Consider the following 23,296-nt stretch of genomic DNA (forward strand, 5'->3'; position numbering starts at 1 on the left):
ACTCACCCGTCCGCCGCTAGGTTGTTTAGAAGCAAGCTTCTAAACAACCCCGCTCGACTTGCATGTATTAGGCACGCCGCCAGCGTTCGTCCTGAGCCAGGATCAAACTCTCCATTAAAGACCAACCAAAGTTGGTTTATCGAAAGAGCGATTAGCTCATGTTGAAACTGACGAGATAAAATATCTCATGTTTGATTTTGTGAACAAAATCAATTTACTCACTCGTTGTTCAGTTTTCAAAGATCAAACCTTTATTATGACTCGCTTTGTTTCACCACCGCGTCTCAGCGGCGACTTAAATAATGTAACATATAATCTCATTTTTCGTCAAGCATTTTTTTAAACTTTATTCTTTCGCTTGTTGCAACACCTTTTATCCTGCTTTAGACAGTTATAAATTATTCGTGTTGCTTAATGGGGCGAGTTATAACTTAGCACATATTTTACATACTCGTCAAGCCAAACTAATAATTTATTTATTTTTATCTCCTGTAAACTCCAAATTCAGGTAAGAAAAAAGGAAGAAAGGATCGCGTATATCAACCTTTCTTCCTGATAAATTAACCTCTTCGACCATCATCAAAGAAGGGAGTAGCGCAGTTCACGATTTTGTCCGCGATCCCTAAATCCCCCGGCGGCTGATTCTCTAATAAGCGAACGATAAACCAGCTTACGAAGCACGACAGTAAGATCTATTTGTAGATCTTCTAGCTCAGGATGATTCATAAGTTCATCTATTGACCAAGGTTCCCGCCTGCTGCCTAATATACGTAATAGCGGAGAGGAGCACTCCTCCATTTTTGACATGACTGAAAATTCACAGGCAAGCAGTACCAGTTCAACCCGTTGCTCCAGAGTCTCCGTACTTAATGTGAGCTCGTTATATAACTTTTCAACCGTTCGATCCAGCGATTGTACCTGAACCCATAAGTGAACCTTAGGATAAATTCCTCGTTCAATGAGTTCAATAGAAGCCCAATGATCCAGTGCCTTCAATACACTTTGATAAGCGTCAATGGTCCGCCCTTCCCGTACTGCTTTCTTACCCTGAACGTAATTGACCAGAAAGCGGGAGAACTCATGAAATCGTTTCTGCTCCCGCAGTGGATCGTTAAATTCAATAATTTCCTGCCTTAAATGACGAACCCTTTCATCCCGTTCCCAGACCATACGACCTTCTAGCACATAATCTATAATGTTGGCTTGTTCACCAGCGATAATCCAGCCCTTCAGACATCTGAGCGTTGTGTACAACACTTGGCACTTTAATCCATTAATCAATAAGTGTTGAATAGAACGAACTGGTTTCCGGCCTTCTCCAATAATCAGAATGAGTTCATCAAAGTCGTGCAACATCGAACCGTGGAAATACTCTCCCGGCTTTCTGTACGAAATAACACCTATTGAATCTTCCTGCAACAATTCATCATGCATCAGGTTTAATTTGGTTAGCTGCACTTCACCCTCCATACCTGCAAGGCGGCTATAACCGCTAAATTGAATTTTGGATACATGTGATCATTTCTACATAAATAAGAAACTTCCTTCTTCAATTGTATAAATTTTTATCTTATTTAATTATTTCTTTCAGTGTTATCCAAGCATTTTTATCTGCAAAACTTCGACTCCACACACCAATTCCGCCTAGATTCAGTGATTTGGCAAGTTCCACTCTTGCCTTCAGGGATACCTGATCCTCTAACCAAATCTTTTTGACCACACCGTCTTCTGTATACTCGACATAATTCTGACCTTCGGAGGCTCTAAATTTAGGCTTCAACTTAAATTCGGCTATGATATCCGCTACTGACTCCATACCAAGTGATTTGGATGTGACCTTAATCTTCCCTTCTTTGGGAGTCTCGGACCAAACGCGGGTATATAACGGTATACCTAAAATTACTTTCTGAGGCGGCACTTCGTCTTCCTGAAGAACCCGCTTAATCGACGCTTCTGTCCATGGCAATGAGGCAACGGAACCAGCCTTTGGACTAGCTGCCCAATGCTCATCATACGCCATTACCATGAGATAATCAGTGATCGCGCCTAGTGATTTTCGATCCAAGAAGGCAGACCACATCTCACTTTGAGATTTAGGCGTAACATCAATCGATAATATCAAATCATGTGCCCGAGCCATCGGTTTAAGTTCTCGCAAAAACTGGGTGACATTGGGACCATCCTTTGTATGAACATTTTCAAAGTCAATATTAATACCGTCCAGATCATTTTCTAGGGCAAGTGAAATCATTTGATCTACAATCGACTTTCGGCGTTCAAAGGTAGATAATGCCTCGGTTGTTATTTCGGGGTTAAAGCTGTTGCTCAACAAGCCCCATACCTCCATCCCCTTGCGATGTGCCCAGCTGACATATGCAGGGTCCGCCTTGCTTTCTACAGTGCCCTCATCATCAACGACGCTAAACCATGTAGGACTTACCACATTTACGCCAGGCATAGGATCAAATTTGGAAGGATCAGGCTTACGATTATAGACAGCTTCCCAAGCGAGATTCACGGGTCTACCCTCCCAATGCTTCTCCGAGATGGACAATTCGTCCTTAACCGAAGGTATCGCAAGCTCTTCTCCTTCAGAGATACAGTCTGACTTAATGTATCCTGCATAGCCATTGTCTAACTGCACAAAATACCAATCGCCCTGTTGGGACCAGATACGTACTTTTGTCTGCTGAGATACATCGGTCAAAATAAAAGATAGGCTAGAGGCTTCTTTACGCAAAGCAATTCTAGCATCCTGTTCCCCATCTTTCTTTTCTACACTACCTAGCCTGACCTTCTCTCCAGCTTTCATTAAAATAACGGCACCTGTCACAGGATCTTCGTGTATGGATATACCATACACTTCACGTACAGCCTCTATGGGGATATACACCTCTCCACCGATGATCTGAGGGGCGGCGCTAAGCACATATGCTTTACCATTCAGTTCTCCTTGTGTCTGTGAAACGTTCATATGGAGCAAGCTTTGCCTCGTTGCCATAATGACGGTTTGGCTGTCATCCTCATAACGAATTGTAGGGTCAATTTGACCTTGTATCAATTTAAGCGGCATCAACATGTTTTTGCCGGAGCTTTGAGCTTCATATCCGGTTAACTTGCCCTTCATAAAAATAGGTCGGACACTCCCCTGCCAATCCGGTTTCTCGTGAAGAGGATTACCATACCATACGACAGTAATAGCGCATATAATCGCTGCGAATAATAGCAGGCTTGCCGCTCCTTTGAATCGAGAACGTTTACGGCGGCGTCTGGAATGAATTCTGGCCAATATTGAACCTCCATTGTAAGAAATTTTGATTTCTGTATTTTGTGACTTCAGCAGATGACTTGAAACAAAAAAACAAAGTGATTTAAACAAAAAAACGCGGTAAATCCCCACTTATGGGGAATTCCTCACGTTTCCAATCCATTACAATATATACATACGCCACAAAAACTTCTATTCCTTGTTTCGTTACGATTGTTTGTTACTACAAGCTTTGCATACTCCGTGTAACTCCATACGATGTCCATGTACCTCGAAGCCTGTTTCCAACGCAGCATGGCGTTCCACATCTGCCAAATACGGATAACTGAAATCTTCAATTTTTCCGCATTTTTCACAAATGATGTGATAGTGCTCCGAAATATTGGCATCATATCGACTGGCGTTATCTCCATAGGTCAACTCATGTACCATACCCGCTTCTATAAACATCTTTAAGTTATTATAAACCGTAGCCACACTCATACTTGGAAACTTGGACTCAAGCGCACGATATATTTCATCTGCAGTCGGATGCCCCATAGATTCCATTAAATAGTTTAATATGGCATGGCGCTGGGGTGTTATGCGTACACCTGTCTTCTTCAGAAGTTCCAAAGCATGCTGGACGCGTGCTGCCATATATGTCCACCGCCTTATCCCTTACTTGCAATCCTATCAAAAATTACCACACATCTATTTACAATTTACTTCTATAGCTACTCACATTGTACGGTCTACTCAAGATTCTTGTCAACGCGACGCATTGTCGCCGGATGTTCCTATAGGAGTATCTGTCATTGGAGCTTCTCGTTCATCCAGAGAGTTTCCAGAGGTATCGGGTGCAGTCGATTCCCCGGAATCATTCAAGTCGGGTAACGACGGTATCAGTAACTTTTTGATGGTTAAATTGCTATTCCCTTCTACGTTGATCACATATTTGCCATCCCCGTTTTGGCCTGAAATACTTTTACTGTCTATTTTAAATGGAAAATCGGACTGAAGATTACCATAACTGCTTGAACCCTCTAGCTGAAAATCTCCATTCGACGGAAGATCCAATACGATATCACCGACAGCACTGTATATTTTCCAGTCCCCTCCTACCTGCTCGCTATGCACTTTGATTGCACCGTTAAGTGAACTTGCATTCAGTTTGGCTTTAGAATTCAGTATATTCATGTCACCATTCTGAGTATCTGCAGTGATATCCCCTTCCGAGCGAGCAACCTGGATGTTACCTACCATGGTGTGTAATGACACGGCTCCCTCAATATCCCCTGCCTGCATATCACCACGGTTCGTGCGCACATCCACATCTCCGGTAATCCGATACAATCTAATCTGACCGTTCAGAGTGACTCCTTTGACATTGCCAATAGCATCATTAACTATGAGATTCCCATTGCCGCTCTCAAGCCGGATACTGTCGATAGCGTCAATTCCATTCAAGGTAATATTCCCATTGGAGGTTCTAATCTGCATATTGAATCGCCGGTCCTCCGGCACGGTGATCAGCATGTTCATACGAGGCTGACGTTTACTTGATGCTCCGTATGACTGTGCCTCCGGACGAATCTGAATGGTCTTCCCGTCGGTAGAGGTCAGTGAAGAAGCTTGAGCAATCTTGTCCGCCTCGGCCGCAGGCGCTTGATCCACCCATAGAGTCCCACGCACCTCTATATTGGACACAGGTCGTCTGATCAGTGTTATATCTCCATTCACCGAATCAACTACCACATCGGACGTCTGCATCGTTACAGGTATGAGCACACCGCCCATATCATACCGATTCTCTTTAGCCTGGCTAAAATCCATAGAGGCCGATGTCAGATTGAGACTAACCCGGTTCCACAGATACATATAATGGTTTTGCTGAGTCACGATAAAAACCGAGGCAGTCACTACCAAAGCGGACAGAATTCCCTTAAGGTCAGGCCTAAAACGTCGTCCATTGTCAGGCTTGCCTTCCTTGCGATAGTACACGCCAAAAAAAATCAGATACTCCAGTCCCCACAGCACAAAGATTACAGGCCACCACACAAGGAGCTGAAGCATATATTCAGTGTTCTGAAGCACATCTACAATCAGCAAAATGCCTACAGCCATCAACAAAAGCGAAGCGGTGTAGCGGCCGACTCTTATTTTGCGGTGCACGCCTGCTTCACCCTCTTTCTTTCAACTTTTTACGTCTAAAGGACAATAAGGCTTCCCTTAGAAAAAGGAATAAACCGATCATCATTAATATAATGGCCAGCGTCAAAAATCCGTAATCTTCAAAGAAAATGCTTAACCAGCGAGGTTTCATGCGGAACAGAATCATAAGTCCTCCACCTGCTACCAATAGCACGGCAAAGGCAAAACCTCTTTCCCATGCATAAAAAGGACTGCTTTGCTGACCTCTAGCATCCATTCGTGCATATTGATCTGGCTTACGCCGATAACGAACCATGTAATCTGCTGACTGTAAGACATCGTATACATTATAAAAATATAGAACGGGTATAAACAATCCAAGCAAAATAAGCAGCGGGATGTTAATCCTTAGTCCATCTGAGGAAACATACAACATCGCAAAAATATCTAGCAGGAGCAATACAATAAATGTAAGTCCCCTAATAAACAGTCCTAAAAAAAGATGTCCCATTCCTGGTATTATAGCTGCCATGATAATAGCAATTACTTTGCGAAATTTAGCGTATTGCAGACGCCCCCGCCGTTCCTGTCTATAGGGCTGTTCAGCCTGTTTAGACTGTTCAGACGGTAACGGTTGTTCCGAGTTCATGCCATCCTCCCCTTTGAATTCCATACGCAACTCTGCTGAAAATACTTTGATGGTTACATAGTACCCCAATCAGATTTGATAGTAACTGTAAAAAACAGGAATATGATCACTCAACGGAGACTGCAGCTATATCTTCCCATTGTCGTAAATCAGCTGCAATACGTACCGGATTAAATTCATTTCGGGCCAGAACCTCAAGGGAAACCTCCATACTCTGCCGATCCGGATGCAATTCATGAAACGGAACATTTTCATGCTCTTTAATCATGATTTTGCGTATTTCTATCTTTTCTTGCTCTAAATAAGTCGAAATTTGCTCTAGCAATCCGTGTGAAGACAATCCGTACAGTGTAATAAGATGACGCTTCCGTCCACGCATATACCGAAGTTCTAATTTGTTGAACACCCACAAATTTAAAAATACGAGCACAGTTGCCGCTATAGAGGGGAAGTAGAAGCCTGCTCCGACCCCAAGGCCAATGGCAGCTACGACCCAAATGGAAGCCGCCGTCGTCAGTCCAGTAATGGATTTACCCGTGAACATAATCGTACCTGCCCCCAAAAAGCCTACACCAGTAATCACCGCCGTAGCCAAGCGTGCTGGATCTATACGCACATTAGCTTCTTTAATAAAATCAGCAAAGCCGTAAATGGACAGTAGCATAATCAGCGTCGAACCAAGACTGACCATAATGTGAGTTCGTAAACCAGCAGCGTGATTGGAACGTTCGCGCTCAAAGCCAATGAACCCACCGAGAAGCATGGACAGTAATAGCCGTAAAATGATATGTGAATCGTCTATAATCCACGGATTATTCATTCGAGTCCTCCTCCCGGTTGTGGTCATATTTCCCTGTCCGGGCACGCGGTTGTGAGTATTATTCCACGTTATGCAAATGGAAGGTGGTTAATTCCACGCCTGGGGCCACCTCTGCCGCGGAAACGGGACGAAAACCATGCTTTCGATAAAGTGCCACCGCTGGCGTGTTTAAAGTTCCTGTAGTGACAATAAACAGGGGGACACTCTGATATTTATTCAAAACATGCTTCATTAAGGAATCCGCAATTCCTTGGCGAAAATGATCTGGATGAACCATCATACGTGTAAGGGTAAGCGATCCGGACGACTCAGACTGCACTGCCAGCGCCCCTAATAGTTCACCATCCTCCAGCCACCCGTAAAAAGACTCTCCGCAGCTTCTCAGCGTTTCCAATGTATCCATCAGCGGAGGAATCTCATTAAACCCGATCAACTCAGCTTCCAGTCTATAGGCGACGTGTTGAAGACGCCAGATCTGACTGACAATATCATCATCTTCCAATGAACATAGGGTAACCATGCCGTTTGCCCTCCTAAGGAAACTCATCATATGTCAACACGCTTCTAATACCTGTTTGATGTCCATGCGTTGCTTTGCACCTATGCAAAAGGGGCCTGTCCCTAAAAGACAAGCCCCTGTCATAACTATGCCATTAACGATTCAGCACTTCTGTCAGCAACTTATTAGCGAGGGCAGGGTTAGCTTTGCCCTTGCTCTCCTTCATCACTTGACCGACCAAGAAGCCGATGGCCTTTTGCTTGCCAGCTTTGTAATCCTCGACCGATTGCGGGTTGGCTGCTACAACTTGTTCGACAATTGTCAGAATTGCACCCTCATCACTGATTTGCACAAGCCCTTTTTCTTCAACAATTTGCTGTGGCAGTTTATCACTTTCCAGCATTTCCTTGAAGACTGTTTTGGCAATTTTACTATTGATCGTCCCTTTTTCCAGTAGACCGATCATTTCACCCAAGCCTCGACCTGTCAATTTAACCTGTGACAGTTCGACACCGGCACTGTTTAAATAACCGAGTAAATCCCCCATAATCCAGTTGGATACTGCTTTGGCATCCTTGGTGTACTGGAGACTATCCTCAAACAAATCAGCCAGTGGCTTGGAGGACGTAATGACCTGTGCATCATACTCAGGCAATCCATATTCCGAAGTATAACGCGCTTTACGTTGGTCAGGCAATTCAGGAATTGAAGCACGGATACGCTCTTTCCACTCCTCGTCAATATGCAGTGTAACGAGATCCGGATCCGGGAAATAACGGTAGTCGTGCGCCTGCTCCTTACCACGCATGGACAAGGTCTTACCCTGCGCCTCATCCCAGCGCCGTGTCTCCTGTACGATTGTTCCGCCTTCTTCCAGCGTCTGTTCTTGCCGGAACTGCTCATATTCCAATCCGCGCTGTACGCCACGGAAGGAGTTCATGTTTTTCAGTTCTGCTTTGGTTCCCAGCTCTTTTTGTCCGCGCGGACGAAGGCTGATATTCGCATCACAACGAAGCGATCCTTCCTCCATCTTCACATCGGATACGTCGCAATACTGCATAATGGCACGTATTTTTTCCAGATAAGCCTTGGCTTCTTCCGGCGAAGATATATCTGGTTCCGAAACAATCTCCACCAATGGTGTGCCGACCCGGTTAAAATCAACCAATGACGCATAGCCACCATCAACATGGGTTAATTTCCCTGCATCCTCTTCCAGATGCAACCGGGTAATACCGATACGCTTGGTTTCACCGTTCACTTCAATATCAATCCAGCCGTTCTCGCCAATCGGTTGATCATATTGCGAGATTTGGTAAGCCTTCGGTGAATCGGGGTAAAAATAGTTTTTGCGGTCAAACTTGCTCACATCAGCGATGGTGCAATTGAGCGCCATTGCTGCTTTCATCGCATAATCAACGGCTTGACGATTCAATACTGGCAATACCCCCGGATGTCCGAGACAAACCGGACATGTATGAGAGTTTGGCGGCGCTCCGAAGGATGTCGAGCATCCGCAAAATATTTTGGACTTCGTATGCAGTTCCACATGGACTTCAAGTCCGATGACCGTCTCATACTTCGATGTAGTTGTAGACATGAATAGGTTCCCTCCTTTTTGGCAAATTACAGCTGCGGACGCTGCTTGTGAAATTCAGTATTTTGTTCAAAAGCGTGAGCTACACGCAGTACAGAAGACTCGTCAAAAGCTTTCCCGATAATTTGCAGTCCGACTGGCATTCCATCTGCAAGACCACAAGGAATACTGATAGCCGGCACACCAGCCAAACTTACCGGAATCGTCAAAATATCGTTCAAATACATCGTCAATGGATCATCCACTTGAGAACCGATTTTGAAAGCGGTAGTCGGTGCTGTAGGTCCGATAATCACATCATATTGTTCAAATACACGATCAAAATCCTGTTTGATCAGTGTACGCACTTTTTGAGCTTTCAAATAATAAGCATCGTAGTACCCGGAGCTGAGTGCATAAGTACCGAGCATAATCCGACGCTTCACCTCAGGACCAAACCCTTGCGTACGGGACTGATGGTAGAGATCAAGCAGGTTATCTGGATTGTCGGAGCGTACACCATAGCGCACGCCGTCGAAGCGGGCCAGATTGGATGATGCTTCGGATGAAGCCAGCAGGTAATATGTCGCAACTGCATATTCCGTATGTGGAAGAGATACCTCTTCCCATATAGCGCCCAAGCCTTCCAGTGTTTTCAGTGCATCAAGCACCTTTTCCTTGACCTGTGGATCTACGCCTTCACCAAGATACTCTTTAGGCACAGCGATGCGAAGTCCTTTTACATCTCCGGTTAAAGCGTTCAAATAATCAGGAATGTCTACCTTCGCAGACGTGGAGTCCTTCGGGTCATAGCCAGCAATGGCTTGCAGGACATAGGCCGAATCCTGAACATTTTTGGTAATCGGTCCGATTTGGTCTAAAGAGGAGGCAAAGGCCACCAGTCCAAAACGGGATACGAGACCATAGGTTGGTTTTAGGCCAACTACACCGCAATAAGAAGCAGGCTGGCGAATAGAGCCGCCTGTATCGGAACCGAGTGTGAAATAAGCCTCACCCGCCGCAACAGCCGCAGCCGAGCCGCCACTGGAACCGCCGGGAACACGTTCTAGATCCCATGGATTACGTGCCGGGAAAAAGCTGGAGTTCTCATTAGAACCGCCCATGGCGAATTCGTCCATGTTCATTTTACCAAGTGTCACCGTTTGCGCTGCGCGTAACTTACCGACAACCGTGGCGTCGTAAACAGGGTCAAAATTTTTCAAAAACTGACTACCACATGTAGTACGCAGCCCTTCTGTCACGATATTATCCTTAATACCGATCGGTAAACCAAACAGCAACCCTCGTTCTTCTCCTGAAATCAGCTGATCATCCAGCTGACGTGCGGATGCCCGGGCCTGTTCCTCGTCAACGGTAATATAGGCTCTGATCTTGTCTTCCCGCGCATCAATTGTCTCCAGAGCGTGTCCCACCAGATCACTCACGGAAATTTCCTTTTGATGCAGCTTGTTATGTATTTCCGGCAATGTGTTATTAAACAAGCTCAATTTGCATCCTCCTTTCAAATGTGAAATCTATTCCAGAACAGCAGGAACTTTAAACTGTCCGTCTTCTTCTTCAGGTGCATTACGCATCACTTGCTCGTGCGTCAAACTTTCGCGAACTTCGTCGTCCCGCATAACATTGCTGACATGCAGCACATGAGTGGTCGGTTTTACCTGCTCCGTATCCAACTCATTCAGCTTCTCCGCATAATGGAGAATGGCATTTAATTGTCCTGTCATGGTTTCTTCCTCAGCCTCGGTCAGATTCAACCGGGACAGCCTGGCTACATGACGGACATCTTCTTTGGAAATGTTCATTCAAATCCCTCCTCATATATAAACAAAAATCCAATAAGCGACTGGAATCGGATTTTGCAAAATCCTGACATCAAAAATGTTACACCGAACTTTGAAATAACGTTTTTAATTATAGGATAGAACCCTATACAATTCAATCTTTGACGCGGTACAGAAGCAGACTGTACATGAATGAGGTAAATGTTACTAAAAGAATATAAAAAAAGCACCTCTCGGTGCTCTTTCGAGAAAACTATAGCAGCTGAAATCGTGCTCATTATATATTGTTAAAAAGAGTCGGCAACAGCCGACTCCTATATCCAAGCACGTAAATTAACTTGTTTGATAAAATCAGCCTGTGACAACAATTCTGCCGCGGTTTCTTCTTCCTCCGTCTCTACTGAATCATGACCACCGTTCATCACATGTCTGAACAGCTTCTCATTATGAGTAGCAAGGGCGTAATCTATCAGCGCTTCACGCTCAATCCGTTCGGCTTCCAGCTTGAGAATACTTTCTTCCAGCTCGATGTCCCCGGATGGTACGAAAAAATTGCGATTCACTTTCGGTATGCGAATGACATAGTCAAAAGCATTGTCCGCATTACGGTCGTAAGCAATGATATAACCATGTTCGCCCACAGGAAGATTCTGCTCAAAAGCATCCGCGACGATCATAATTCTAGCTCCTAAATGATGCATCGTTAGCCCCCCCGTTTGTCTGAACTTATCTGCTAAGTCTACTAAAAAAAAGGTAGCTTGTCTATATCATCTATATATCTTCATAATCGACCGTCTCCTCGTCCATTTCTATGTTCATTGAGCCTTATCTGCCAGTTTTGTGTAAGACTTCTGTCCCGCCGTTTTACCTTATTCCAGGTTATAATCTTCGGTTCGGAACCTACCACATCATCTTTAATATCTATTATTTTGGGAAGATGTAAACTACCTTCGTTCTCACGATGTACCTTATATATATGTTTTCTTTTCATTCTTGCTCCCCCCTTGTGATCTGACGGCTTCATCCCTCTATATCCTCTTATGGGCAAAAAAAAGAACGCAAACCGGGATTCATCCACAGCTTGCGTGCTTCGCGAGTTTAGTATGTAACTTTAATACATGTATGTTAACAAAAATAATAACCTTTGTCTATACATAATTTATATTTTGTTGTCGAATTGAGGCAAAACCTGTCACTTCTTTGATTTTGCCTCACTAATTGATGTTCATCAGATTTAACGAATATACGGATTGTGGGCTTTCTCATAACCAATGGATGTTTTGGGTCCGTGACCAGGATACACTGTAACGTCATCTCCAAGTGGAAACAACTTATTCTGGATGGAGTCATACAAATCGCGTTCCCGGCCACCCGTTAGATCTGTGCGTCCAACGCCCTGACGGAACAGTACATCCCCGGAAAAAAGATCTTTGCCGCACAAGAAGCTGACGCTACCGGGTGAATGCCCCGGTGTATGGAACACTTTGAATGTATGCCCGATTAGATTTAATTGCTGCCCCTCTGCCAAATCATATTCAGCAGGTTCTGTCGAGATCGGTGGTGATGCCTCTGGCCACATTAAGGAGCCATTCAGCTTAGGAGATGTGAGCCAGTCCTGCTCCAAGGCGTGTAGATACACCGGGCATCCTTTGGCATTGCGAATCTCCTCCACCCCACCGATATGATCAAAATGGGCATGGGTCAGCAGGACAGCTTCAATGGTCAGGGATTCAATCGCTCTCAGCAAAGGTCCCGGATTCATTCCTGGATCAATAATAACGGCGCGCTGTGGATCATCCCCTTGAAGCAAATAAGCATTCGTTTGAAGGGGTCCAAGGTTAAAGCTACGAATTGATAAGGTCATAAGTTAAAATCCCGAGATCAGCTCGCGTAATTCCTGAACAATCACAGGATGAACCTCGGTTCCCTCCCCATATTTTGCAGCCATTTCCTTGCGAGCAACTGCGATTTTTTCTTGATAATCATCGGCTTCCCGATCTGGATTTTCACGTTTGAATTCGATCATAATTTGTTGGACATGTGCAGGGCGTGGTCCCCAGTGACCAAGTACGTGACCTCCCGTATCCGCAAAAATCACAATCGGCACAGCACGTCCGCCCATCGTCAGGAAATCGTCCATCAGCGCCTGATGATTTTCAAGAATCAACACTTCAGTTGGAATACCGCTATTTTCCAGTGCGCGGAACACTACAGGTACATTGCGTACGACATCCCCACACCAGTCGGCAGCCAATATAAGCACACGCAGATCGTCACGATGGTTCAAGCTTTCAAAAAACTTCCGATCCTCTTCGCTACTCCACACAAACTGATCGTATCCGAAGCGAAAAGCTTCCTTGTTTTTTTCCATACCTTCCATAAACTGCTCGGGACTCAAGCCCTTGCCGAAATATTGCGATACGTTAGTACGGCTCATGTTATACACTTCCTTTTTTGTTTTTGGCTACAATCCATTTGATTACAAAATAAACGATCAAGAGTGCAAGCGCAACCAGCAAGATGGGTTTGATGTAAGGTGCCGCCACTTCATCAATTTGCTCCCACTTGTCTCCCAGCACCATACCTAAATATATAAACAAAACAGACCAAGGTATAATCGCCAGCGTCGTCAAAATAATAAAGCGCCATACGTTCATTCGAGCCAACCCGGCAGGGATTGAGATCGCGTGACGCACAACAGGGATGAAGCGAGCTGTAAAAATGACTCCTGTGCCGTATTTATTAAACCAAGCTTCAGCGTGGTCGACATGGCTTTTTTTGATGAGTATGTATTTCCCGTACTTATCCAATACCGGTCTGCCGCCATAGCGCCCGATCCAATATATAAACAGCTGGGCCAGCACCCCGCCAATCGTTCCAAAAATAACTGCTCCAAAAAAATTAATATGTCCTGAGGACACTAAAAAGCCGCCATAAGCGAGGACAATTTCACTTGGAATAACCTCCACCATCAGGCCTAACATAATACCAAAATACCCCATACTGCGAATGATCTCAAACAAATAACTAATGATACTAGATATATGGTCCATTTCTCTTCCCACTCCCTGCCTGTTTCTCTATTTTCATTAGTGTATCACAGCGGCAGAACACGTCGCCACTTCGCGCAATTAGGGAGGTCAGTGACCCCGGCTCCTGTGCCCGCATAAGTTGTGAGAGAGAGGAGGGGGTACAATATGCCTCCCGGCAAATTCCCCAAACATGACAATTCACAATCCCGTTTACCCACGGCTCGTGGTATCCGCCGCGCATGCAGCAAAGAGCTGTACCGAACCTGCAAGCGTCTGCCTGTTCACATTGCTCCTGATCTGGTCAAGCAGGGTGAAGAGCTGTACTGCCGCAAGGTCGTCGGACACCTCATCTGGATTGCGGAAAACCATAGCAATCGCAAACTACTCTGCGACTGGTGGGACGAAGATGTCAGCGAAGAGCTCGCAGCATTGTGGGAGGTGGATCGTGATGTCTTGTGCACCGCTTTTAGAAGTGCCTATGGCGGGTAGATGTTTGCGTATAGCACCCATAAACTGTTAACTACAAAAAAGTGGAGCCCCCTGCTGTGGCTCCACTTTTACTATGTTCCTTAGCTGTGTGACTGCTTCTGCCCCGCTCCTTCGGGGAGCAGATCCGCACAAGCACGTTCCAGGTAAGGATCAGCATGTATAAAATCCCGAAATGCTGTGTACTCACGCCACAAAACGGAACGTTCTCCCGCTTGACCTTTAACGGCACGAATCAGAATATTTTTAGGGGTATGCTCCATATCGATAAATTCCAGTAGCTGTGTCCGATACCCCATCATATCCAGCAGCTTGGCCCGGATTCCATCCGTTGCCAGTGCAGAAAAACGCTCCTTCAAAATACCGTGGGAGAGCAAAGGCTCCAATACCGGATTTTCCAGTTGGCTAAACAGCTCGTGCTGGCAGCACGGAACCGATAAAATGACGGATGCTCCCCAGCGGACAGCTTTTTCCAGCGCTGCATCTGTTGCTGTATCGCATGCATGCAAGGTAACGACCATGTCCACCTGCTCCAGTTCATTGTAATCCGCAATATCTCCGACCAGAAACTCCAACTGCCGATATTGCAGCTTTTGAGCCAGAACATTACAGGTTTCAATGACATCTGCCTTTAAGTCCAAGCCGACAATCTGCAAAGGTCGCTTTTGCTGCACAGCCAAATAGTGATACAGAGCAAAGGTCAAATACGACTTGCCGCAGCCAAAATCCACAATCGTCAATGGGCGGCCTACCGGAAGGCTGGGCAATACATCCTGCACCATTTCGAGAAAACGGTTGATTTGACGGAATTTATCATACTTGCGAGCTAGTACCTTACCGTCCTCATTCATGATGCCGAGCTCAATCAGGAAAGGAATACGCTCTCCTTCCTCAAGCACATATTGCTTTTTGCGATTATGAGACAGATCGGCTTTACTTTTGCTCGGTGACTTTGTCAGAATGGATACTTTATATTTTTTACTGATTAGCACCTGATAGTCTGCATCCTTGGCACACAGCAGTCCTTGGCGGAATGTATCCTCAAACAAGGCAGTCATGCGCTCATTAGCTTCGTCAGGAGTCAGATTTTCATGAATGACTTTGTTGCTGTAATGAAAGGCAAACTGGTAATGCAGTTTGTTTTTCAATTCTACAGGTTTGATTTGTACTTTAGTAAAAGAAGCATCCTCGCGTTTGCGCAGCTGACTCAGCGTTGCTGTGATGAGGGAACCTCCCGTGGTTAATTGGTATACAAGTTCGCGCAGTGAATCCAAAAGGTACATCTCACTTTCTTTCATGTAATTGGGTGATCTCGGACAACCCCTCGGTGATTTCCTGACGTGAAATTCCACCCCGTTCCAGCTCTGCATTGGTCTTATCCAGTAACTGACTGTAAAATGTCTCTGCTTCCAATCTCAGCTCTGGCTGCTCCCACGCCAATCCAAACCAGACATCGGCGGCTTTATCCAGCCTGTTTTCGCGCTCATAATGAAGAGCCAACAGCTTGCTGGTTTCAGGTGGAAGCTCATATTCATGAACCAGTTTCACGATACATGCTATTCGTTCGGGCAGGACCTGTAGATCACGAGTCGCGCCATTCAGATCGCTGTACAAATATAAATGAAGAGTTTTCATTAAAATTCGTATGCCCTCGTCTATTTTGCTGGTTTCCAAGTATATAGCAGCTTCTTCTTCCAGAATGCGAGCCACTTGCTGAAGCTCATCCGCTTCCATCCCAGGTCCCATTCGGAAAAGCTCAATAATTTGTTCCGGCGGCAATCGTCTGAGCAAATCTGAACGAAGGCGAAACTGCTTGTTGAGTAAGTCATCTAGTTGTTTTAGCGCTTCGACGTGTTTATTTTCACGCCTCAGCCCAAGCACCGATGCTACTGCGGATGTCAATTCTTCCATCATACCTAGCAAATAATCTTTTCTAAGCAAGCTGTTCCCTTCCTTTCATCCCGATGCCTAGAGAATCAGGAACCTTGTCCCTTCTGATTGTATGACATCCTTGTCTAAAAGCCAAATGTCGCCCTCATGGCGTAATTCCATTATTCGAAAATTTGCTATTGATCCTCTGTTATTCTTATGTTATTTTTGTTTCGTTAGAAACAAAAATAATTGTTATGTATTATTAAACCACGCAATATAATAAAATATTTATTTTCAACCGAAACAAAATTACACTTTGATGTTTTTACGGGGAGGATGTTAACGTATGGGAAAACAATTTAGTTCGATACTACCGGAATATAAGGAGTTTATACAGCGACAGCATATTTTCTTTGTAGGATCAGCACCTGTATCTGAGACGGGGCATGTGAATATTTCCCCCAAAGGATACGACTCCTTTCGTATATTGTCAGATCATCAGGTAGCCTATCTTGACTTGGCGGGAAGTGGCAATGAGACAAGCGCACACATTATAGAGAACGGACGGGTAACCATCATGTTCTGTGCATTTGAAGGCGAACCTTGTGTATTAAAGCTCTATGGTACTGGTGCAGTCGTACTGCCCGATACAAAGCGTTGGCATGAGCTGTATCCCCTCTTCAATCCACTGCCTGGAGCAAGACAAATCATTGTTGTTGATGTTCATATGGTACAACATACATGTGGATTTGCAGTTCCCTTTATGACATACACGAGTGAACGGGAAAAGCTGAAGGACGTGGCGATTCAGATGGGCGAAGAAGCACTTAGAAAGTATGCATACGAGAAAAATTTAGAGAGTATCGACGGTTTGCCAACGGCGTTTGCCTTGAACAAAAACAATAGGACTTAGGCATTCTATACATCTAATAACAATTTGTATACAAAAAACCGGATCCCCTCTGTTACTACATCAGAAGGTTCCGGTTATATAACTTACCTTACTCTACTTCTTCACGTTCTGGTCCAAAAATGACAAGATGGTATTTGCTAATAACTCTGGTGCTTCGAACAAGCTCATGTGTCCAGACTGCGGTAGGGTAACCTGAGTAACTCCGGCCCGAGCTGTTGTAAACGTCCGAGCTGGAGGTACAGCCTGATCCTGCTCTCCTGCTACTAAAAGAGCTGGCAATGCAGAAGCTGATAACACATCCCGACGGTCAGGACGTTCACGCATAGCCAGCGATGCTCCTACGGCTCCTTGTGGAGGTGTTTTGTAGCCAATTTCTTTGACTTTGAGTAGTTGGCTCGACATCGACTCCACATGTTCAGGAGCGAACAATCCTGGTACGAGTCCATCTGCAAAGGTTGTAATCCCTTCCGTTTGAATGGTGGATACAGCCTTATTGCGCTTTTCCTTACCTTCGTCTGTATCTGCATAAGCCGTGGAATGAATCAGTCCAAAGGCTGTAAGACGCTCGGCATGTCTTTGGACTGCGGAAAGGACTAAGTAACCTCCCAGAGAGTGACCAAACCATGCAGCCTGGGGAATGTCCAATTGTTCTTGAAGTTTAAGCACATCATCTGCCATTTGATCAATCGTGTAGGCTCCGAGTGGAGCATCGCTGCGTCCGTGTCCACGCAAGTCTGGAACAATACAACGATAGCTTGGGGACAGCAAGGGAACAACTTCATCCCAATAGGAGGAGCTTCCGCAAAATCCGTGCAATAAAATGATAGGATCTCCTTTTCCCTGCTCGGCATAGCAGATTGTCGTTCCTTCGCATAATACCTTTTCCATGTGGAACCCTTCCTTCTCTGTATATAATCTATTGGTTCTAAACATATTAGTAAGTAGAACATGCTGATGTATATTATTAAGCAGACCGTCAATATCTGAAACGGTAGCCTGCTGGAAAATCCTGCGAAGCTGTTTTTAAGCCAAATTCACAAGCCGCTGCATCAGCAATATATGCAGCCATCGTCATGACCAGGTGAAGCGACGTCATCTGGAGTGTCCAGTAGGGTTTGGGACTGCGCTCATTTACAATCGCTGCCACGCTATAATGACCGACAGATGGCAGAGGCAGCCCGACCGATCGCGCAGGGGTTAGCGGCTGACGAGCAACAAGGAACATTCCCGTTGAGCCGTGCTGTCCAAGACAAGCATCTATAGCGATCACGTGATGATCTTGGGGAATACGCTTCAAGTATGAGACCAGATGATCTGCGTCACAGGGCTCCGTCATGGTGCCAATCACATGCGGAAAGCCTTGATCCTTGAGCATGGTGCCTACCAGTGGCCCAAGTGAGTCTCCCGACGAGCGATCTGTACCGATACAGACAAAAGTCAACTTATCTATAGCATGCTGATGTTGAATTTCTCGGAAAAACAATGCGAGTCCAGCGCGATCTGTTTTCTCTACATTAGGTTCTAAAGGCGAGCGACCGGATGCGGAAGCTCGATTATACAAAGACAACTTTGTCCATCCTCCTTATTACAGTTGTATATCGGTAATCTGGCTATCAGTACATTCTACAACAAAAACATGATACAATACAGGCAACTTCCCCTGTTATGAAAGGATGGAACATTAACGATGGATTTGTCTGTACCGTCTCATGCCAACATTGAGTATATGATTGAGGGCATTAAAACCAAGCTCCGTATGGCGAGTGGTGCTGCTATGCAGGCTTCCGCTTTCTCGCTAGAGCAATACGAAGACATCCATGATGTCTACGATATGGTGATCAACAAGCCTAACCTCAGCATTTCTGAGGTTGAAGCCATCGTCTCCGAACTGGGCAGATTGCGCAAGCCCTCCTAACTCAGCTTGTAGGACTGACAGCTTGGCTATATTAAGATTGTCACCACAAATAAAGCTCGTACCTCCAGTCGTCTTAACAGACGTACAAGGGATACGAGCTTTATTTTTTCGATATATATAGTTTTTTCATACACTTCTTCCTTTACGCTTGGATGCTTCAAGGCAAATCTACTAATACCAGTTCAGCTATATCCTCATTCCCTGTAGCTAGTATCTTTAAGGTACAGCTTTTCTGAATTCGCGCGGCATCGCCAGGTTTTAACTGAAATTCGCCATCCTGACACGTAACTTCTACATGACCGCTAATGATATAAATGTGAGTGCGGCGCTCTTCTTGCTGCGGATATTCAAGCTGCTGTCCCTTTTCCAATCTGCTCAGATACAGATTGATATCCTGTGCAATGGATAACGCTCCCTCCACCTCTGAACCAGACACAACCGGCTGAAGTCGATTTAGGCGTTCACTGTGCTTGAATCTTTGAACCTGATAAGAAGGCTGAAGGTCAGGACGCTCGGGGAGAAACCACATTTGCAAAAAGCGAACCGGGTTTTCATTCCCAGGATTTCGTTCCTCGTGTTCAATCCCGGTACCTGCACTCATAACTTGGACCGAGCCGCTTTTCAGATCCTGTTCATGTCCCAAGCTGTCGCTATGATGGAGAAGACCCTCAATTACATAAGTGACAATTTCCAAATCATGATGCGGATGTCTTTTGAACCCTTGCTGCGGTTTAAGCTCGTTATCATTATGGGCTAGCATACATCCGAAATGGGCATTGCTGGGATCTTCATAATCGGCAAACGAAAAGCTAAACTCACTATGAATCCATCCTTTATTTGAGGTATGTCTCTCTGCTGACGTCACGATTTTAATCATCCTTAACACCTCCATGGATTTCAGTTCCGTAAAGCAGCCCTTACTTCGTGATTCCACTTCCGGCCCTGCATTTACAAACGCTGTAATACGATCCCTTTACCCCGCACTTATATGCGTCAATCAGCCTATTGTCTCTGCCTGGTTTTGCTCTCCAGTTCGTTATTCGTTAAGTTAATAGTACACAAAATGAATGTATCACAGCCATAAGGAGGCGATTTACTACATATGCTATCCCATAAACCTCAACCATTCCGATTCTTACCAAGCTATTTGCGCCGCAGTCTGTCCGCATCTATAATCATGATCGTTGTCTTGCTGCTCATTGCCTATTCAGTCAGATGGATTGGCACAGCTCCTTTTTTATATTGGGATGAGCGCATTCAGAATATTATTTTTCCAGACACAGCGGCTGCTCATTGCCAACTGCTACCCGTCGCTATATTCATTACATCGTTGGGCTCATTCCACATATCATTACTGATAGCCCTCGGTACCGCAATCTTGTGCAAGGTCTATTTCCGCTCAAAGGCGTATTCCTTTGCCATCCTAAGCAGCTTTACGGCGATGTGGGTGCTGAATACGATCATAAAACAATTTTTACAAAGGGAACGCCCGTCTCTTCAACATTTGGTGGAAGCAGGGGGTTACAGTTTTCCCAGCGGTCATGCGATGATTTCCATGGGATTTTACGGAATGATATTTGCCATTTGGGCTATAGAACGGAAGGTTCATCAGCGTACATTCTTCCTTCCGTGTGTGCTTGGTGTATTGCTCATTCTCTTGATTGGCCTCAGTCGTGTATATTTGGGAGTTCATTTTCCTACCGACATTGCAGGCGGCTATATTGCAGGTATGATCTGGCTGCTATTTACCGTTCCCGTGGTCTATTGGCGAGCGCGTCTGTAGCGTTCCTTTCAACCGTCTCCCTCGCCTATAAGCACTCATAAGAAGGCATTTTTTGTTTCACTCCGGATCACAACGTTTATATACGAAGTAAGCAAGGCTAAAAAATATTGAAGCTCAGCATTCATCAAAAACCTTATCGTTGTGTGAACTCAGGATAAAGGAGGCGATCCTTGTGTGGGGAATTGTCCTAAGTATTGTAATGGCTATTATTATCGGATTGATTGGCGATGCACTAGCTGGTCATGAAATGCCTGGCGGCATTGCAGGCTTTATGATTGCTGGTTTTGTAGGAGCTTGGCTCGGTGCTACGATCCTGGGAGACTGGGGCCCAGTCATCGGGGATTTTGCAGTCATTCCAGCCATACTGGGAACCGCATTGTTCGTGTTCTTGCTCGGACTTGTGTCCAGGCTATTAAGAAGGGCTACCTAACATTTATATATATTTTTTATTCTATAAAAGGAGTGATCTATCATGAGTAACATCGACAATCAAAATATGGCAAGCACTTCAGGTTTTGCAAAAGGTTTATTCATCGGAGGTTTGATTGGTGCTGCGGCAGCCCTGCTGTTCGCACCAAAGCCCGGCCGCGATTTGCGTAGCGATCTGTCTGAAAAAATGACTGTTGTCTCCGATAAAACCAAGGATGTCGCATCCGTAGTCAGCAGTAAAGCGACGGATCTGGCTAAAACCGTCTCAACTAAAACAGCAGATGTAGCCAAAACGGTATCCGAGAGCAAAGACAACATCGTAGCCAGCGTAACTAAAGCCTCTGCAGATGTTGCTAATGAAGCAGCCAAAGCAGATAAAGAAGTTATGGATGCAACTGCTCAGGCAGCCAAGGACACTCAGAAACAATTAAACACAAATTCCTAACAGGAACACATTCTGATTACAACCATAATAAGCTCCAAACACTGAACAGCCAGCAGGCAAGAAGCTGGCTGTTTTTAAATGATAGAAAGGCTGGGATGACCATGAACAAATCAAACTCTTATGGAGATGATCTTGCCCCGAACAACAAAAGAACCTTTCATCCCCTGGAGAAACAAGATCAAACAGACGAAGTTTCATCCAAGCAGGCCTCTGCTACTCCTGTTAAAGAGCGTGATCATGATAGAGATTTTGATGTAAATGAACATCCTTTTGAACTGCGCCATGAGGTCAAGCGGCTTAACAAACGTCTAGATCAAATTGCAGACACATTGGAAAAAGCAGAATTCAAAGATATTATAGAAAACTACTCCAGCACCAAAAGAAGAATTATCAGCAATCTGACGGCTGGGATTTCACGGGGGCTTGGCCTTACGCTGGGTACAGTGGTCATACTCGCCTTACTCGCTTGGTTGCTCAGCTTCCTGGTGCAGTTAAATCTTCCAGTCATCGGAGACTTCATCGCCGAATTGTTAGGATATATCAAAATGAGCCAGGGTGCTAAGTAATTGTCTTTTATCTCCTATAAAAACGATCCATCGTAATCGGTATTAGGCTTAACACGCCTCCGATGGTGATGGATCGTTTTTTACATATACATCATTAAATGCTGTAAGCAGCCGCTACAATTTGTTGCGCTTGTTTGTTTGTAATAAATCTCCTGTCCATCCCTTCATCATTAGCCAGCCGTACATCCCAGCCATACTTAGCACCGTAGCAATGATCACGCAGGCGAAGCCCCAGCCTGTTTTAATCCAGGGTAGATTTTCAAAGTTCATCCCCCAAATAGCCCCCACTACAGTGGCAGGGGTAAATACAGCGGTCACAATGGTGAGCGTCTTTGAAATCTCATTGCCCCTAAACGCAGAAATAGCGTCATCTATAGAGATCAGTGTGTCGATTTCCTTTTCGTAATGGCGGAAAAGTCCCTCCATCCGAGTGACCCGGTACAGTAACTGCTTAAAAAAGCGATTCTCCTCCAGCTTATCCAGGTATGCTTCCCGGGAAGCCGTGACCAGCTCTGAAAAAGGAATGAACATATTGCTCCAATACAACAATTCGAAACGCGCATTCAATATGGAATCCATTAGCGTACGTGCATTCCTTTTCTCCATGTCCTCCTCCAGTCTTCTTAGATTGATCTCAAACTTGTCCATACCTGTATGAAAATAATGAAGCACAGCTCTCGCCAATACGAACATGCCGTCAGCTGCGTCCTCACACTGTTCCAGCATGGTTTGGCGTTCTGCGGTATGCATAATTTCACGGGTATTCTGGTCCAGATTTAAGGTCACTAACTTCTGGTTTAGGACGAGGAAATAAAACTTATTGCAATTGCGCTGACTGTCGATCTCCTCCTGAACGGAGTAGATCAACGATCCGCACATCAACGGCTGATGGCCATCTGGAAAGCGCACAGAAATAAAGCTGGATGGAATGTCTTCTACCTTATCCAGCCACTCTGCGGCCTCTGGAATCTTCTGCTTCAAGTGCTGTATGACCGAATCCTGCCAGTCCGCAGCACAGATGTCCCACCATTCCCAACCTCCACGAAAGGTGGAAATCTGTTCAAATGCTGTCATAGATCCCATCCTTTCTTTGCTTTTTCCGCTTTAT

General features: G+C 45.1%; 28 protein-coding genes and 1 rRNA gene. 7 read left to right on the forward strand and 22 right to left on the reverse strand.

Translation table 11 applies throughout. The features are described from left to right. From FKV70_RS19540 to uptA, 16 genes are all read right to left on the reverse strand, one after another. Positions 1-118 (reverse strand): 16S ribosomal RNA (locus FKV70_RS19540); the annotation flags it as partial. 461 nt (positions 119-579) lie between these two features. After that, the gene (locus tag FKV70_RS19545) at positions 580-1,458 is read right to left on the reverse strand and encodes a nucleotidyltransferase-like protein (protein ID WP_231887526.1); all 879 of its coding nucleotides are present in this window, start codon (positions 1,456-1,458) and stop codon (positions 580-582) included. Positions 1,459-1,570: 112 nt separating this feature from the next. Then, positions 1,571-3,289, reverse strand: a complete 1,719-nt coding sequence (locus FKV70_RS19550; protein ID WP_063212805.1) for a glycosyl hydrolase family 18 protein — start codon at positions 3,287-3,289, stop codon at positions 1,571-1,573. A 186-nt stretch (positions 3,290-3,475) separates the two neighbouring features. After that, the gene (locus tag FKV70_RS19555; protein ID WP_013373015.1) at positions 3,476-3,907 is read right to left on the reverse strand and encodes a Fur family transcriptional regulator; all 432 of its coding nucleotides are present in this window, start codon (positions 3,905-3,907) and stop codon (positions 3,476-3,478) included. 111 nt (positions 3,908-4,018) lie between these two features. Then, positions 4,019-5,422, reverse strand: coding sequence for a DUF4097 family beta strand repeat-containing protein (locus FKV70_RS19560; protein WP_142613930.1), 1,404 nt, complete (start codon positions 5,420-5,422; stop codon positions 4,019-4,021). 7 nt (positions 5,423-5,429) lie between these two features. Further along, positions 5,430-6,074 carry a hypothetical protein gene (locus FKV70_RS19565; protein ID WP_063212807.1) on the reverse strand — a complete coding sequence of 215 codons (645 nt, stop codon included), beginning with the start codon at positions 6,072-6,074 and terminating at the stop codon, positions 5,430-5,432. 82 nt (positions 6,075-6,156) lie between these two features. Further along, a complete protein-coding gene (locus FKV70_RS19570; RefSeq protein ID WP_142613931.1) occupies positions 6,157-6,870 on the reverse strand; it encodes an MgtC/SapB family protein in 714 nt (237 codons plus the stop codon). A 58-nt stretch (positions 6,871-6,928) separates the two neighbouring features. After that, positions 6,929-7,390: a GNAT family N-acetyltransferase gene (locus tag FKV70_RS19575; RefSeq protein WP_142613932.1), complete on the reverse strand. Its 462-nt coding sequence runs from the start codon at positions 7,388-7,390 to the stop codon at positions 6,929-6,931. A 133-nt stretch (positions 7,391-7,523) separates the two neighbouring features. Then, complete coding sequence (gatB, locus tag FKV70_RS19580; RefSeq protein ID WP_064797199.1) at positions 7,524-8,969, reverse strand: Asp-tRNA(Asn)/Glu-tRNA(Gln) amidotransferase subunit GatB; 1,446 nt, start codon at positions 8,967-8,969, stop codon at positions 7,524-7,526. A 26-nt stretch (positions 8,970-8,995) separates the two neighbouring features. Further along, positions 8,996-10,453 (reverse strand): Asp-tRNA(Asn)/Glu-tRNA(Gln) amidotransferase subunit GatA, encoded by a 1,458-nt coding sequence (gatA, locus tag FKV70_RS19585; RefSeq protein WP_142613933.1) that lies wholly within the window; start codon positions 10,451-10,453, stop codon positions 8,996-8,998. Between the two features lie 27 nt (positions 10,454-10,480). Beyond that, positions 10,481-10,768 carry an Asp-tRNA(Asn)/Glu-tRNA(Gln) amidotransferase subunit GatC gene (gene gatC / locus FKV70_RS19590; protein ID WP_063212812.1) on the reverse strand — a complete coding sequence of 96 codons (288 nt, stop codon included), beginning with the start codon at positions 10,766-10,768 and terminating at the stop codon, positions 10,481-10,483. A 293-nt stretch (positions 10,769-11,061) separates the two neighbouring features. Then, positions 11,062-11,448, reverse strand: coding sequence for a hypothetical protein (locus FKV70_RS19595; RefSeq protein WP_063212814.1), 387 nt, complete (start codon positions 11,446-11,448; stop codon positions 11,062-11,064). 80 nt (positions 11,449-11,528) lie between these two features. Then, positions 11,529-11,738, reverse strand: coding sequence for a hypothetical protein (locus FKV70_RS19600; RefSeq protein WP_063212876.1), 210 nt, complete (start codon positions 11,736-11,738; stop codon positions 11,529-11,531). A gap of 243 nt (positions 11,739-11,981) precedes the next feature. After that, positions 11,982-12,611 (reverse strand): MBL fold metallo-hydrolase, encoded by a 630-nt coding sequence (locus FKV70_RS19605; RefSeq protein WP_064797200.1) that lies wholly within the window; start codon positions 12,609-12,611, stop codon positions 11,982-11,984. Between the two features lie 3 nt (positions 12,612-12,614). After that, entirely contained in the window at positions 12,615-13,184 is a 570-nt protein-coding gene (locus FKV70_RS19610; protein ID WP_142613934.1) for a thioredoxin family protein, read from the reverse strand. Position 13,185: 1 nt separating this feature from the next. Next, positions 13,186-13,800, reverse strand: a complete 615-nt coding sequence (gene uptA, locus FKV70_RS19615; RefSeq protein ID WP_063212817.1) for an undecaprenyl phosphate transporter UptA — start codon at positions 13,798-13,800, stop codon at positions 13,186-13,188. Between the two features lie 144 nt (positions 13,801-13,944). Between uptA and FKV70_RS19620 the strand changes: the two genes are divergently transcribed. After that, positions 13,945-14,268 carry a hypothetical protein gene (locus FKV70_RS19620; protein WP_063212818.1) on the forward strand — a complete coding sequence of 108 codons (324 nt, stop codon included), beginning with the start codon at positions 13,945-13,947 and terminating at the stop codon, positions 14,266-14,268. 80 nt (positions 14,269-14,348) lie between these two features. On the opposite strand, the gene FKV70_RS19625 is transcribed toward FKV70_RS19620, so the two are convergent. Then, on the reverse strand, positions 14,349-15,563 hold the full coding sequence (locus FKV70_RS19625; protein ID WP_063212819.1) for a class I SAM-dependent methyltransferase: 1,215 nt from the start codon (positions 15,561-15,563) through the stop codon (positions 14,349-14,351). Beyond that, entirely contained in the window at positions 15,550-16,206 is a 657-nt protein-coding gene (locus FKV70_RS19630) for a DUF6483 family protein (protein WP_064797202.1), read from the reverse strand. The genes FKV70_RS19625 and FKV70_RS19630 overlap by 14 nt, the downstream gene beginning before the upstream one ends. Before the next feature lie 277 nt (positions 16,207-16,483). Between FKV70_RS19630 and FKV70_RS19635 the strand changes: the two genes are divergently transcribed. Next, positions 16,484-17,050: a pyridoxamine 5'-phosphate oxidase family protein gene (locus tag FKV70_RS19635; RefSeq protein ID WP_063212821.1), complete on the forward strand. Its 567-nt coding sequence runs from the start codon at positions 16,484-16,486 to the stop codon at positions 17,048-17,050. Positions 17,051-17,143: 93 nt separating this feature from the next. Here FKV70_RS19635 and FKV70_RS19640 read toward each other — a convergent pair whose 3' ends face one another. Further along, a complete protein-coding gene (locus FKV70_RS19640; RefSeq protein WP_142613935.1) occupies positions 17,144-17,938 on the reverse strand; it encodes an alpha/beta fold hydrolase in 795 nt (264 codons plus the stop codon). Positions 17,939-18,026: 88 nt separating this feature from the next. Continuing rightward, the gene (gene yyaC, locus FKV70_RS19645) at positions 18,027-18,617 is read right to left on the reverse strand and encodes a spore protease YyaC (protein ID WP_064797204.1); all 591 of its coding nucleotides are present in this window, start codon (positions 18,615-18,617) and stop codon (positions 18,027-18,029) included. 120 nt (positions 18,618-18,737) lie between these two features. Here yyaC and FKV70_RS19650 point away from each other — a divergent pair, with 120 nt between their 5' ends. Next, entirely contained in the window at positions 18,738-18,965 is a 228-nt protein-coding gene (locus FKV70_RS19650) for a DUF1128 domain-containing protein (RefSeq protein WP_063212824.1), read from the forward strand. Positions 18,966-19,122: 157 nt separating this feature from the next. Here the strand turns inward: FKV70_RS19650 and FKV70_RS19655 are convergent, their stop codons facing one another. Continuing rightward, positions 19,123-19,842, reverse strand: a complete 720-nt coding sequence (locus tag FKV70_RS19655) for a pirin family protein (protein ID WP_142613936.1) — start codon at positions 19,840-19,842, stop codon at positions 19,123-19,125. 225 nt (positions 19,843-20,067) lie between these two features. On the opposite strand from FKV70_RS19655, the gene FKV70_RS19660 reads away from it, so the two are divergent. The 4 genes from FKV70_RS19660 (at position 20,068) to FKV70_RS19675 (ending at position 22,188) form a co-directional block, all read left to right on the forward strand. Then, positions 20,068-20,748 carry a phosphatase PAP2 family protein gene (locus tag FKV70_RS19660; protein WP_142613937.1) on the forward strand — a complete coding sequence of 227 codons (681 nt, stop codon included), beginning with the start codon at positions 20,068-20,070 and terminating at the stop codon, positions 20,746-20,748. A gap of 172 nt (positions 20,749-20,920) precedes the next feature. Continuing rightward, a complete protein-coding gene (locus tag FKV70_RS19665; protein ID WP_142613938.1) occupies positions 20,921-21,178 on the forward strand; it encodes a GlsB/YeaQ/YmgE family stress response membrane protein in 258 nt (85 codons plus the stop codon). A gap of 42 nt (positions 21,179-21,220) precedes the next feature. Next, a complete protein-coding gene (locus FKV70_RS19670; RefSeq protein WP_063212828.1) occupies positions 21,221-21,622 on the forward strand; it encodes a YtxH domain-containing protein in 402 nt (133 codons plus the stop codon). Between the two features lie 95 nt (positions 21,623-21,717). Beyond that, complete coding sequence (locus FKV70_RS19675; RefSeq protein ID WP_142613939.1) at positions 21,718-22,188, forward strand: DUF5665 domain-containing protein; 471 nt, start codon at positions 21,718-21,720, stop codon at positions 22,186-22,188. A gap of 114 nt (positions 22,189-22,302) precedes the next feature. Here FKV70_RS19675 and FKV70_RS19680 read toward each other — a convergent pair whose 3' ends face one another. Beyond that, positions 22,303-23,262 carry a magnesium transporter CorA family protein gene (locus FKV70_RS19680; protein WP_063212830.1) on the reverse strand — a complete coding sequence of 320 codons (960 nt, stop codon included), beginning with the start codon at positions 23,260-23,262 and terminating at the stop codon, positions 22,303-22,305. Between the last annotated feature and the right edge of the window lie 34 nt (positions 23,263-23,296).

Source organism: Paenibacillus ottowii, assembly GCF_006874425.1.
Lineage (GTDB): Bacteria > Bacillota > Bacilli > Paenibacillales > Paenibacillaceae > Paenibacillus > Paenibacillus ottowii.